We start from the raw sequence: 15061 nt of genomic DNA, 5'->3' as shown, positions 1-15061 counted from the left end.
TATACGTTTAAAAAATCAAGTTTACACCCACTGAAAATGTTTTGGCCAAGGGATAACTATCGTTATTGTTATTGAAGGTTCTAGAATCTTCAGGGTCGTAACCATCTGTAAAATCAGTGATGGTAAAGACGTTTTCCCCAGAAATGAACCAACGCATTTTCTGCATACCAAATTTTGATATTACCTCTTCAGGTAGCGAATATCCAAATTCGAGATGTTTCATTCTCAAATACGAGGCGTCAACAATTGCCGAACTTATAGCAGGGCCAACAAACAATGATGTATTGTATTTGTAGTTTCTTGCGACCCTAGGAACATCGGTATCAGTGTTTTCGGGTGTCCAACGGTCAAGAAACCAGGTGTCCATATTCTGATTGGCCCTGGCATCGTAACCAAATACCCCTCTTTCAACATCACGACCCAGTACTCCTTGAAAGACTGTTCTAAAGTCGAAACCTTTGTACGACATATCAAGAGAGAAACCATAGTTGTTTCGAATGTTGGGGTCGCCAATAATCACTTTGTCGTTTGAATCGACAATACCGTCGCCATCGGTGTCTTCCCAAATATAGTCGCCCGCACTTACGGTATCGCCACCAGGCTGAATGCCATAGGTCTCAAAGTCTTGCGCCTGTTCGTCTGTTTGGAAAATGCCGATTATACGATGGCCATAAAACGAATTAATGGGTTCGCCTTCTCTGTTGATGATTTTGTTGGCACTTATAAATTCATCGTCAAGTTTTAATATTTTATTATCGTTGTGCGTCCAATTAAATGAAGCTCCGAAGCTAAAATGCTCACCGATCATATCAGAATAGCCAATACTTGCTTCCCAGCCTTTATTCTCAATTGCCCCAAAGTTTTGAAAAGGTGCAGTTACATTTCCGAGTGTACTTACAATGGGGGGTGTTAAAAGCACGTCGGTACCTTTGCGAATGTAATAATCACCTTCCAAGCTCAGCCGATGGTCAAAGAACCGGGCATCTAAACCGATATTGGAGGTTGTTGTTGTTTCCCACGTGATATCGGGGTTGGCCAATGCCGTAATAGCCGATCCAGGGGCCAAAGAGCCGCCGAAGGCATAGGGCTGATTCAAATTGATGGTCGGTACCCCGGGGTAGTTACCTACCTGGTTATTGCCGAGCTGACCCCAACCCGCTCTTATTTTGAATAGGTTTATGTTCGAAATGTTTTCCATAAAACTTTCTTTGGCGAGGTTCCAACCTACCGAGAACGAAGGAAAGAATGCAAATCGGTTATCACCTAAAAATTGTGATGAGCCATCGTAACGAACATTGGCTTCAAAGAGGTATTTATCGGCATATCCGTAGTTTATTCTTCCGAAATAGGAAAGCAATGAATATTCTGTTGCGTTGCCATATACCGAAGGATTGCCATCACCGGCATCAAGCTCGCTAAGGAAGTCATAAGAGTACCCTTCATTGTCACCCCGTAAATAATCGTAGCGATATTTTTGGAATCCGTAACCGGCTAAAGCTGTAAAAGTAGACTCCCCAAAACTCTTGTTGTAGTTTGCGGTTATCTCTAACATTGTCAGTTGTTCGCTGATCGCCCTCTCGGAAAGGGTGCCTAGCCCGTTGTTGGTGGTTATCGCAGTGCCGTCTGAAACGGTCAATTTATTTCGGCGGTAGGTGTTTCGTGAACTTTCGATGTTTGCCGAACCGTTTACTTTAATTACAAGGTCTTTAATAGGCAAATACTCAAAATAAACGTTGGGAATCACCCGAAGCGTCTTGATATCATCACGGCCGCCATATTTGGCAAGTGCAATAGGATTAATGGCGTTTGCATCTTGTACGGGGTTTAGGAGGGAGCTTCCCATCGCTATGTAGCCATCGGGTTGAAAGATGGGTGCAAATGGATATTTTCTAATCATATCACGTACTACTTGCGTGGCCCCGTAGCCCGAGTAATTGGGTTCGTAAGAGTCACTTGAACTGCCTGCTACGTTGAGACCGACACGAAATTTTTCAGAGAGGGTTATGTCTAGGTTTGATCTGAAGTTATAACGGGTGGCACCTGTTTCGATAAGTATACCTTCTTGATCTTGGTATCCGGCCGATATCATATATTTGACTTTATCATTGCCACCGGTAACCGAAAAGTAGTGGTTGATAAGGGGGGCAGCCTTTCTATAGCCTTCATCGAAAAGGTTGCCGTTGTACAATCTTGGGTCATTACCTTCTTTTATAATGGCGAGAAGATCGTCTGAATAGAGTGGATCTTGACCAACATTGGTGTATGCCTCATTGAAGGCAACGGCGAATTGATAGGGATTCATAACCGTGGGCGTGGTCGTTGCACTTTGAACACCGTAGTATGAATTGATCGAAACCCTTGCTGCTCTGTCTTTTCCTCTTTTTGTAGTAATCAATACGACACCATTGGCGGCTTTAACACCATAAATAGCTGCAGAAGCCGCATCTTTTAAAACTGAGAAACTTTCAATATCGCTGGGATGTATGTCGTCCATAGTACCTTGTACCCCGTCTATAAGTATTAATGGGGCAGAAGCTGTGTTCTGTGAATCTATACCTGAACGGATTGTACCTACACCACGAATCTGAAAAACTGGTGCATTTTTACCGGGTTGTGATGAACCTTGTATCATTTGTATACCCGCCACGCGACCATGCATGGCACTACCAGCACTGGTGATGGGCTGACTTCCCATATCTTCGGCCGTAACTACCCCTACGGCACCCGTTAAATTCTCTTTTTTCTGGGTGCCATAACCTACGACGACCACTTCATCTAATTGAGCGGCATCTTCGGTAAGTATGATATCGACCGTGGTTTTACCGTTAACAGGTACTTCTTTTGTCGTATAGCCTAATGAGCTAAAAACAAGAACTGCATTTGAAGGGACATTTAAGATATAATTTCCATCAAAGTCGGTAGCTGCTCCATTGGTTGTGCCCTTCTCTACGACACTTGCCCCAGGAATAGGGGTGCCCGATACATCATCTGTGACCACTCCTGAAACTTTTATTTCTTGAGCGAAAATAACGTTAGAAACAAATAGCATACCAAGAAATAATCCATTTTTAATCAATCTTTCCATATGTTCAATTTAAAGTTAGTAATCATCCTATTTGGCTGGTTTATTTAGAGCCCTTTACGCGGTATGGATTCCCTTCGTTTATACCGCTCTTTTTGATAATCATTATAGTAGTGGTCGGAGACCTTTTTGAAGGGTTATTCAACACTGCTTTAATGGTTTAAGGGTTCTGTTTTTGTATCTTTTTAATACAAGTTAAATAAGTGGTAAATTTAGGTTATGTAATTATAAATAAAGACGCCATAATTACCCGTATTATATACTATATTAACATGAAGTTTGTTAAGGTAAAAAATGAGGGTTTTTACTTGTTAAATGTGAGGATTTTTGAACTATTCTAACTTGAATTGAAAACGCTGTAGGTATTTTACTTGTACCGTGAAGTGACCCTGATTTCTATGCAATGGCATTACTGCAATTGTTTAAAACCCACTTAACTATCTAGTTAACGGTTAAAACCCTGCAATTTCATTTAGTTACTATTGTTTCCGTAACGATCTTAGATTCGAGAATGACTATGGTAATCTTTAAGAACTTCCCTTTTAAAAATGTGTTATTTGATGGCCTGCCAACTTTTGGTGATTTCAGTGCTACCATAAAAACTATGGATTGAAAAAGTCATAGTAGTTTACCTCTTTTATAAGTCGGAGAGCAACCCTTTTTCAATACTCGGAATACGGAAGCCCTCTGTGGTTGCATTTATGTGTTCTTTCTTAAAAATAGTAGCAGCTTTTTTTATGATTTCAGGATGGTCATGGGCTAAATTTTCCGATTCAGAGGGGTCATTGGACAGATTGTACAATTCTAGTGTGGGTGTCTTCTTGTCTTTCAAGTGTTGGCGAACTATTTTCCAATCCCCCATTCTTATAGCAACTTGCCCTCCGTATTCGGGATATTCCCAAAACAAGAACTCATGCTCTTTTTGATTTTCATTTCCGAGCAGAGTGGGTAGAAAACTGATGCCGTCATCATCTTTAGGCTTTTCAAAGCCCACCAAGTCGGCCAAAGTGGCCATTACATCATAATGCGCTGAAATAAGGTCAGTTTTCGTTCCCTTCGCTATACTACCCGGCCAACTCGCAATCATGGGTACTCGAATTCCACCTTCATATACAAAACCTTTTGCATCGCCATAAGCTTCCCCAAATACACCTGAGCTATTGAAGAACTCTCCGTCGGTACCTCCAGTATAGGTAACCCCATTATCAGAGGTGAAAATTATTAGCGTATCCTCATAAATACCTTCTTTTTTAAGATGTTCAATAAGCTTTCCAACATTTTCGTCCAAGTAAGAAATCATTGCGGCATAACCTGCCCGCGGATTCTGATGGGGGTAATACCCCTTGTTGCCTAAATAAGGGTCTTCGGTACCAAATTTCTTCTTGTAGTAATCGACCCATCTTTTTGGTGCTTGAATGGGGTTATGGGGAATGGGAGTAGCCCAATAAAAGAAAAAGGGCGACTCTTTTTTTTCTGAAATGAAGTCGATCATTTGATCGAGCATAACATCCGGGGTATACGTATTCAGGGTGAAATCGTTATAGCTCTCGGGGTCTTTCGGATCGGCATCTTCTTCTAATTTTATCGATGGGGGAATGGTATCATTATCGAAATAAACCCTTTCCTCATTATGGTACAGATGAACAGGATAGTAGGTATGTGCCTGTCGTTGGCAGTTGTAACCATAGAAAAAGTCGAATCCCATTTTTGTAGGTATGGCATCGGTATGTGGTGCTCCCAAGCCCCATTTACCGATCATTCCAGTGGAGTACCCTTGTTCTTTTAATTTCTTAGGGATTAATATTGTATTTGAAGGAATAGGTCTCTGTCCCTCTAGGGTAGAGTCTAAAATGGCAGCCTTATAGCTCCATACTTCACCCCTTTCCCTCCATTCATCATTGCCCCTTATGTATGCGTGGCCAGAATGTTTCCCGGTTAAAAGCATATAGCGGGCAGGGGCGCAAACGGGTGCACTCGTATAGTGCTGTGTAAATATGATTCCATTCTTGGCAAGGGCATCGATATTGGGCGTTTCTATTTTTTCCTGTCCGTATACACCAAGTTCGCCATAACCCAAATCATCGGCAAGAATATAGATGATATTAGGCTTTTCGCTTTTTTGTTTCCCCTCAATCTTCTTGTCTCCACATGATGAAAAAGCAATTAGAATAGTGATAATTAAATAATTATAGCGCAGCATAACTTGACTTTTTGAAAAGTTGTATAAAATGATATTCTTGGTTTCGTCTATTAGAATCTCCAACCAGGTGCAACTTGGGAAACGAAATTGTTTTGGCCACTGATTTTTTGCGAGTATTTCTTATGGGATATTTTGAATTGTGGAAAAAGAAGATGTTCACCAATATTGGGGGAACATTGTTGCGGTAAACATCTTCTTCGCTAACTAACAAAACAACTATTTACTAAAACAAAATTACTGTTACTCCCAACCGGGGTTTTGCGTCAACTGTGGATTCAAAACAAGTTGATCAGAAGGAATTGGTTCTAAGTAATAATATTCGGGAACCCCTGGTGGCACACCAAAAGGGGAGACATAGCCTTCGTCTGCACCGCCTTGTATGGGTAAATTACCGCCATAATCTGCATTTACTACCCATCTGCCCAATTTCTCGTCGTCTCCATATTCGACGAGCTTTTTCCAGCGTTTGATGTCAAAAGATCTTCCGAGCGCTTCTCCCAAAAGCTCAATACCTCTTTCCCTGCGTATTTCCCATAATTCTGGGGACACATCCGAATCCCTAGTGGGATCATCAGCTATGTCGGTCAAGCTTAAAGGGGCAACGGAACCCCTAGCTCTCAACTTGTTGATGGTCTGGTCGGCAATTTCTTGAGTGAATTGACCCAATTCGTACATGGCCTCGGCATAGTTCAAAAACACTTCGCCCATTCTGAAAATTGGAGCATCATGGGAATCCCTATTCTGAAGTCTGCTTATTTTATTCGAGAATTTGTAAAATGCATATCCTGTAAAAGTTACATTATAGCCATGGCCTTCATTAAAATTTCTAAAGTGAGGGGAGGTTCGAACCACCAAGCCCCTCCAGTTTATGGTAGGTAACGTTTTATGGGTGTCATCGCTTAACGTGGCCATTAAATCAATATATTCACGGCTTTTAGGGTCGCTGTCATGTTCCCAGGTAAGCTGGTTTTGCCCGTCTGTGTCTACCCTGAAAGGTGGAGGTGTATTAAAATATAATCGGTGATCACGGTTTCTAAACTCATCGTAAGCGTCTTCTTCTCCATCGAAAAGTGGACTTGTGTGAATGGTCTCACCATCTAGACACAAATATTGGTCCACAGCTTTTTTTGTTAGGTCACGGTGTCCAATGGAACTTCTATTGTAATGTGACCAACGGCCGTTTTGAATGCCAAATTCATATGCCTTATATAGTAGAACACCTGCAACACCATTTAAGCTTTCACTATTGAAAACTTCATCATAGCTACTATGAAGATCTGGGTGATCGGCAATAAGTTTTGCCGAAGCATCGGCACTGGCTTGTAAGTATGGTGATTCTCCCCCAAGACCATGGTACTTTCTCCAAGTTCCCTCATATAGTCCAAACCTAGATATTAAAGCACGAACCACACTGGTATTCACCGTATTTGCTCCATGACCATTCGGGCTAATAATGGACTCGGCTTCTAATAGGTCATTGAGAACATTTTGAGCCAGTTCGTCGCGTGGTGTTTTTGGGCCGAACAATACATGCTCATCGGTTTCGTTCAAGGCGCGGTCTACCCACGGTACTTCTCCGTAATTGGCAATCAGGGAAACATATTCGTAAGCCCTGAAAAAGAGTCCGATGCCCCTCCAGTTTTTCTTTTCATCCTCAGATAATTCACTAGTATCTATATTGTCGAGGAGTAAGTTTGCCCGTCTAATATTTTCAAAAGGACCGCTCCACAAAGTAGATGCAGAAGGTACTATTTTACGTTGCCATAACAATTCATGCCCCACTGTACCGGCGTTATTTACCATTAGGTCACTGGCCATTTCGCGAGTAACCGGAGTTAGGTCCCAGTAACCGGGGAAAGATTCGGCGTACATCGACCAAGCATAAGTCTCAAAATTAGAGTTGGTGGTAAATGTGGTCGAGACTGTTAATTGATCCTGAGGTAGTTTTTCAAGAAAATCTTCACTGCACCCCGTGCCTAAAAGCAGTAAAATAAACGCTAAAATTATATATGTATTTTTCATCTCTTTGTGCATTTAGAAAGTTAAGTTTAAACCAATGGAATAACTCCTTAAATAGGGATAGATTCCGCCGCTACCTTGAGTTGCCAATTCAGTATTTATCCCGTCAGGATAATCATTGAAGCTAAACAAGTTTTCCCCCGAAACGTAAAGGCGTAGTTTATCGATTCCGTTCTTTTTCAAAACATCTTGTGGAATAGTGTAGCCCAATGTCAAATTCTTTATTCTCAAATAAGCTCCGTTAATCAGATATTTGGTTTGTGTGCTTCTGCTCACACCATAATTCTCACCACCTAAAGGGTAGTTTCTAGGGAAAAAGGCATCCGTATTTTCAGGGGTCCAATAGTCTAATTGCGATTGATAGACCACTGAAAATTCATCTAGGTATGGAAAACGTACGCGGTTGTTCAAATAGATATCACGTTTGCCGACACCATTGGCTAAAAATGAAAAGTCGACATTCTTATAACTGAAGTTACCAAAAAAGCCATATTGATATCTTCGGGTAGAATTTCCGATTACCGTTCTGTCGCCCGAATCTTCAAGGGTATTGTTTCCGTCATTAATGATACCGTTTCCATCAAAATCTACGAATTTAATATCACCTGGGTTTTGGTTTCGGCCTTCCCATGCGGGTATGCCATCTTTCAAAGTGCCTCCCATAAGATAACTTGAACTACTCACATCTGTATTTAGGGTGCCGTCGACAAAATCGTCATTCGTGTAATACCCGTCTGTGGTGTAACCCCAAATTTGACCTATATCCTGACCCACATAGTATTGGCTTAAGAGCCCTGAAGGATTGTCAAACTTGGTAATTTTCGATTGGTAATCGTACAACGTCGCCCCTATATTATAAGAGAAATCCCCGATTTTGTCATTCCATGAAAGCGCTAGCTCCCATCCGGTCGATTCAAGGTCGGCGACATTTTCAAGAGGAGCCTCGGCTCCTAGTACCGCTGGCAGCTCTGAACCTGGTGCCAACATATCGAGTGTTCTTCTTTTAAACCAATCGAAGGAAGTATTCAATCTGCTTTTAAAGAAGGCGGCGTCAAAACCTAAATTTAACGTTTGAACCGTTTCCCAGGTAAAGGTAGAACTGACCAAGTTAGGTAACAATAAGGTCGAATACCTTGTTCCCGTCTCTTCATTCAACCAGTTTGTTGTTTGGGTAGCGCCGTAATCGGTAATACCTAAGCCTGGGATGGCTGGATATAATATATCATTGCTGCCATCAAGTATTATCTGGTTTCCTATTTCACCCCACGAACCTCTTAATTTTAGACTTGATAAAAATCCGATTGATTCCATAAACGATTCCCGTCCGAGATGCCACCCTCCAGAAAAGGAAGGGAAAAATCCGAATCGATTGCCTTCGGGAAAGCGCGAAGAACCATCATATCTTCCGCTTATTTCTAAAAAGTATTTTTCGGCATAATTGTAGTTCAATCGTCCAAAATATCCTAAAACGGCCCATTCGCCATACGAATCATCGGTGGTTTGGGCGCCAGTAGCCCCCGATAAGGTAGGTTGGTCAACATTGATCAAATTGTTACGTTGTGAAACGAATCCTGCAAAACTGCTCTCTTCACTATTGACCCCTGCCAAAGCACTTAGGTTGTGTTTGTTAAAATCAACGGAGTATTTGGCATAAAAGTTTAAGGCATTATATTCGGTCTGTACATTTTCTTTTCTAAAGAACGTATTGACGGGGTCTACGGCATTCAACACAAAGCGTTCTGGGTTGACCGTTAAAATCTGATTGTCACTAGTTGTTCTGGTCAGGTTTTTTTTCTCATAAGTGTATTCGCCAATAAGATTAAGCCCTTCAATGATATTGTAATCCAACTTCTGGAAAAAGCGGACGTTGTCGTTCAAGATTTTTGGTGCTACTTTTAGTAATTCCCTATTGGCCGGTGTATCGTAGGGTACTTCGGTACCGTCATCAAAAACATGATTGCCCTTTGCCGGGGTATAGGGATTAAAGCTGATGGAGTTGCTGTAGCTTCCCAAGGGGGTTCTTCTTGTACTGTTTCTATAGATAATGTTGGTTGTAGAGGTCAGGTTTGAAGTGAGATTGGAAGTAATTGAAGCGTTTATATTATACTTTTTAAAACTATCATTCCGAGTTATGATGATGCCATCTTCATCGCTATATCCTGCTGATATTCTATAACTGGTTTTATCGCCCCCACCGCTAAAGTTGATGTTGTGGATTTGCGTAAATCCAAGATCATTTATCCATTCCCCGATTAAATCTGTATCCGCCAAAGGATATCTTAACCCGTTAAATTCTGCATAACCCGCGGGGTAGGTCGAAGGATTGGTGCGATATTCTTCCAAAAAGCCAACCCAAGCCGGAATGTCTTGACCTGTCCAAAACGGATTTGTACCCCAATCGTTGATCGCATTGATAAAGTCATAGGTAGATGCTTTGTCAGGGATGTCTTCTGGGTAAAGGAAACTAAACGTTGAAGAGTACTCGAATTTTATAGGTTGATTGGTGTTTGAGCTTTTTGTAGTTATCAGAATAACACCAAATGCCGCTCGTGCACCATAAATGGAAGTAGCGGAGGCATCCTTTAGAACGGTAATCGATTCTACATCTTGCGGGTTGATATCATCGATGGACACAGGTACATTGTTCATTAGAACTAATGGTTCTCCCCCGTTTATAGAGGTCATACCCCTGATATTGACATTAAGCCCTGAGGCCCCGGGCTGACCAGAATTAGTGGTTATCTGCAATCCGGGAATAGTGCCCTGTATCGCTTCAATAGGGTTGGTTACAGGTCGATTACCTAAAATATCGGCCATATCTACAGAACCTGTAGCTCCGGTTACATTGGCCTTTTTTTGTGTACCGAAACCGATGACCACGACTTCATCTAATTGTGCGGTATCTTCCGATAGCGACAAGTTGATAGTGGTCTGTCCGTTGACAGGAACCTCTTGGGTTATATACCCCAATGCACTAAAGACCAAGACTGCATTTGCCGGTACTTCGATAGTATAATTACCATCAAAGTCTGTCGCTACCCCGTTAGCAGTACCTTTTTCTATAATATTCACGCCAGGTGCCGGAGTGCCTATTTGGGCATCTGAAACCGTTCCCGATACAGTTAGATCTTGCGCCCATAGGCTGCCCGCAAGTAAGATTACCGTCAAAAACGATAATTTTTTAATCAATTTTTCCATAGGTTTAATTTAAAGTTAGCAATTGTGTTATTTAGTTGGCACATTAGAACCCCAGTGGGGCTCTTCAGTTTTTTGTTTTTATAGACTTTACCAAAGTTGATTTTTAAGGAAATTTCTTCTTGTATTCACTAAATAGGGTTTTTAGAAGGTTGTTTGGGTGTTGCAGTAATTGCCTTGTTTGAATCATCAAATTTTAACATTCTATTGGGATGACATGGGGGAAATATTTACCTAAAACCCCTGAAATGTTGTACTAAGAAGGCAATTGACGATTATGACCCCCAATTTTGATCAAAACGTATTCTATTCTCCGCACGCGCTAAATTGTAATTAGTAACTTTGAAGCGCTCAAAGAGGCAATGCACGAAAGGTGCGCTTATGTTTTTTATCTTGAAGATGTGTGAGATGAAAGTGATTGAAGATTCAATGATGCGATGGTGTAATAAATCACCGGCAAGAAGAAAATTTGTCTTTCTGATGCTCTTCTTGGGTTTGTGCGCTGGCTCGTACAGCCAAGAAACGGCTAACTTCCATCATCTCGACAAAACTTTTAGATACGATTCTCAATTTGTCTTTGACTCTTTAGGTTATACTTGGATAACGGATAGTGAGGGTCTTTACAAGTATGATGGTTACGATTATTTTTATACTTCCTATGCCGACATATTTAAAAAAACGCATACCAACCCACGGAATATTGTCTTTAAAAAAGATGCAGAAGAAAATTTTTGGTTGGCTACATTCGATGGCGAATTGACCCGTATTACCCCTAGTGGCAACTATAGTTCGTTCAAAGATTCCATTGGTATTGGTAATAATCGTGGTCGAATTTCGGCTATACAGCCCGAAGAGAATTTTGTTTGGTTCGGATCTGCCAATGGCACGATTTATAAGTACGACTACGCTAGCTCACAAATGGATAGTGTTAGCACTGTTCCGCTAAACGAAAACCGTCCGCAACAGATTCTGAGCATAGCATTTACCGATGCGCGAACCATGTGGGTAAGTACTTTCGAGGGGATAATTTACAAATATGCCAGAACGGGTTACGGAAACCCTTGGCAACGGCTTCAGGGCCCTTACTTCAGTCCCATAGGTAGCCTAACAAAAATTGCTGCCGATGGTAATGGGTCTTTATGGATAACTTCGGAGTATAAAGGATTATTTGCCTATGATGTAAATCGCTTGGAATTTAAGAGATATGCACCAAAAGAAGACAGTTCGGAAAGTAACAATATTTTATTTCTGTCTTTATTTCATGACCCTGATGGTAAAATTTGGGCAGGAACTGATGGTAACGGACTCTATTGTGTAGATTTGAAAACCGAGGAAATTAAGGTTTACAAGCACAACAATGCCAATAGATTTTCCTTAAGCAACAATACAGCTGTAAACATCAGCAAAGACTCCAATGGCAATATATGGGTATCCACGAAAAACGGAAACGTTAATATACTTCCGAACAACAATAATAATATTTCATATTATAGCGGATCTGAAAAGGGAGTACCAACACCAATTTTATCAATACTGGAGGCGACAGACGGTTCGCTTTGGTTGGGCACCGATGGCTCTGGTCTTAACAAGGTGTCATCTGATGGGTCGAGTGTTCAATATAGTAGAGATAAAACGGGTGACCATTATTTTCAAGGGAGGTATATACAAAAGTTGGTCGAAGATTCTAAACACAATATTTGGGTGGCAACCTATCAAAACGGACTTTTTGTTCATGATTTAGAAACCAATAGATTCATTAAAATAGAGATTGCCGATGCTGAAGGTAACACGTCGACCGACGTGCGCTACCTCCACCGTGATTCAAAAAACAGAATTTGGGTAAGCTCTGTTGTCGGTATTCATATCTTTTCGACCGATCAAAAAGAATTGGCATTGTTCACTTACAATGACCACGGACTTTCAGGGGATATTTCCCCGTGTATGGCCGAAACATCGAAAGGAGCCATGTATCTTGGTGTTAATAACGGAGGACTTTTGAAGTTTGTAGAGAACGAATCAAACTTACAGGAGTCTAGGTTTGAGGCTTTGACTTATTATAGAGATCAATCGGAGGTCTCCAAAAATTTGACAATTACGAATATAACTGCAGATAGTCAAGACAATTTATGGCTGATTTGCACTTCAGGTTTTTTGATTTTCTACAATACCAATACTTCTGAATACGAATCTTTTGAGAATAAAAAGGAGCTTAAAGGTATTGGTTTCCAATCTTTATCGCAGACCGAGGGAGGAAAGCTTTGGTTGGGAAGTGCTGCAGGTCTTCACGAATATGACCCGAACTTAGAAAAGATAAAGACCTATTATATGACCGATGGGTTGCAAGGAAATTCATATAAGAGGCGAAGCACGTTTCAGGATACCGGGAAGCTTTATTTTGGTGGCGAAAATGGGGTAAGTGCTTTTTTTCCTGAAAATATGCTAAAGAAAGAATCTCGACCACAGTTGCATGTCAATAGTATAGAAATACTTCATCGACCCGCAGGCAATCTGATTCCCGAGCAATTGCCGAAAGGTGTGGAAAACGTGAAATCCCTTGATTTAAAGTCGGATCAATCGTCCTTCTCCTTTCGATTTTCGGCTATTGATAATATACTCAACACCAATTATTACTACACCTATAGATTAAAAGGTTTTGATGAGGATTGGATATCGCCAAAATCGGAGCTTACCGCTACCTATACAAATGTCCCCAGTGGCGAATACCTATTCGAAGTAAGGGCGGGCAGAAAAAAAGGAACTTGGGACATTGCTACAAAGCAGATACAAATACATATATCGCCACCATGGTGGAGAACTTCACTGGCCTATGTCATCTATATTCTTAGTGCTTTACTTATTGGTATGGCCATATATCGGTGGGTGCGTTTGAGAAATAAACTAAGACAAGAGGAATGGGCTTATAATAGCGAAAAAGAAATATATGCCCTGAAAATGAATTTTTTCGCAAAAATGAGTCATGAAATACAAACCCCATTGAGTTTGATTCTCGGCCCCATTGACGATATGCTACAACAAGCGACCGTAAGCAAAAATAGATTGTTGATGCAGCGGTTGGCATTAATTAAAAATAATGCTCAACGACTCTCACGAATTTCTACCGATCTGACGACCATAAGAAATAAAGAGATGAACCAGTTGAAGGTTCGCGCTTCTAAGGGTAATATAGTTAAAGATCTTAAGCAAATTGCACTTTCTTTCGCAGAGCAGGCACGTTTTAAAAAAATCGATTTTATACAAGAATTTCCAGAAGAAGAGTTGTGGTTGTGGTATGATCGAGACAAAATAGAGCACGTATTTTATAATCTTCTCGCCAATGCCTTTAAGTTTGCGCCCCCTGAAGGCACCATTCAATTAAAGGTCGTTAAAAAAGAGAAAAAACAGCGAATTAAAATTTCTGTGGTCGATTCTGGCCCTGGAATACCCAAAGCAGAGCTGAAAAACATTTTTGCGCTCTTCTATCAATCGGAAAGCGGTAAGAATTTGAAAGGCTCTGGTATTGGGCTTGCACTTACCAAAGAGTTGATAGCTATTCACCATGGTAAAATCAAGGTTACTTCCGCTCCGCAGAAGGGAAGCGCATTCGATGTGTTCTTATCGTTACGTGATGATATATTTACAGCGGAAGAAAAGGTGCTGTCTTCCGATATGGAGCAATTCCTTCCACTTGAAGAACATACTTTGAATGGCCAGCATGAGCATCATATGTATAGAGGAGCCGAATCGGATACGCCAACACATTCCATTTTGATCGTGGAGGATAACATAGAGATGCAGATTTTCTTAAAAGATCTATTACAGGGAAGATACATGGTAATCATAGCCGAAAATGGACAAGAAGGATTACAAATGGCAGAACACTTACGCCCAGATCTCATCATTAGCGATATTATGATGCCGATTATGGATGGTGTTGAAATGACTAAAACACTCCAAAAAAATAAACTTCTATCCCATATTCCGATACTTCTGCTTACCGCAAAAAATACTACAAAATCTAAATTGCTGGGTCTCCAGTCAGGGGCGGTCGCTTATGTGAATAAACCATTTAATCCGCAAGAATTGATTCTGAGAATAAATAGCCTTATTACAAGCAAGGAGAACATCAAGTCAAAAGCAAAAACTGATTTTATTAGTAGCACGAGTAGCGAACTTCCGCGGTCGAAGGATCATATTTTTTTAGAGGACCTCGTGACCAATTTAAGCGAACAATTAGAAAACCCTGAATTTAAATTAGAGAATTTATCAGGCAGTATGCATATGAGCTATTCTGTTATTTACCGAAAATGTCAAGAGATTACGGGAAAAACATTAGTGGAATTTTTTAGGAGTCTAAAAATGAAACGAGCGGCTTTACTTATTACGGAACAGGGGTACAATATTTCTGAAGCTGCATTTATGGTGGGCTATAAAGATGCCAAATACTTTTCAAAATGCTTCAAAGATGAATTCGGTATTCCACCGTTCTCTATGAAAAATGAAGGTCAAAAAATTGGTTGGCCTGCTTTGACAAAAAAATATAAGCTACAAACCATTTAAGTTTCAAC

The 15061-nt window shown here is 40.8% G+C and carries 5 protein-coding genes; 1 reads left to right on the top strand and 4 read right to left on the bottom strand.

All coding sequences use genetic code 11. From position 1 onward, the window contains the following. Positions 1 to 7 precede the first annotated feature (7 nt). From AACZ88_RS12045 to AACZ88_RS12030, 4 genes are all read right to left on the bottom strand, one after another. Complete coding sequence (locus tag AACZ88_RS12045) at positions 8 to 3085, bottom strand: TonB-dependent receptor (RefSeq protein ID WP_339710464.1); 3078 nt, start codon at positions 3083 to 3085, stop codon at positions 8 to 10. A gap of 634 nt (positions 3086 to 3719) precedes the next feature. Beyond that, on the bottom strand, positions 3720 to 5282 hold the full coding sequence (locus AACZ88_RS12040) for an arylsulfatase (protein WP_339710461.1): 1563 nt from the start codon (positions 5280 to 5282) through the stop codon (positions 3720 to 3722). A gap of 240 nt (positions 5283 to 5522) precedes the next feature. Then, positions 5523 to 7304 carry a RagB/SusD family nutrient uptake outer membrane protein gene (locus AACZ88_RS12035; protein WP_339710458.1) on the bottom strand — a complete coding sequence of 594 codons (1782 nt, stop codon included), beginning with the start codon at positions 7302 to 7304 and terminating at the stop codon, positions 5523 to 5525. A gap of 12 nt (positions 7305 to 7316) precedes the next feature. Continuing rightward, complete coding sequence (locus AACZ88_RS12030; RefSeq protein WP_339710455.1) at positions 7317 to 10499, bottom strand: TonB-dependent receptor; 3183 nt, start codon at positions 10497 to 10499, stop codon at positions 7317 to 7319. 405 nt (positions 10500 to 10904) lie between these two features. On the opposite strand from AACZ88_RS12030, the gene AACZ88_RS12025 reads away from it, so the two are divergent. Then, entirely contained in the window at positions 10905 to 15053 is a 4149-nt protein-coding gene (locus tag AACZ88_RS12025) for a two-component regulator propeller domain-containing protein (RefSeq protein ID WP_339710452.1), read from the top strand. The last annotated feature ends 8 nt before the right edge of the window (positions 15054 to 15061 follow it).

The organism is uncultured Kriegella sp., assembly GCF_963975415.1.
Taxonomy (GTDB): Bacteria; Bacteroidota; Bacteroidia; order Flavobacteriales; family Flavobacteriaceae; genus Kriegella.
Note: the sequence above shows the minus strand (reverse complement) of the source record. Positions and strands in the feature narration are given on the sequence as shown.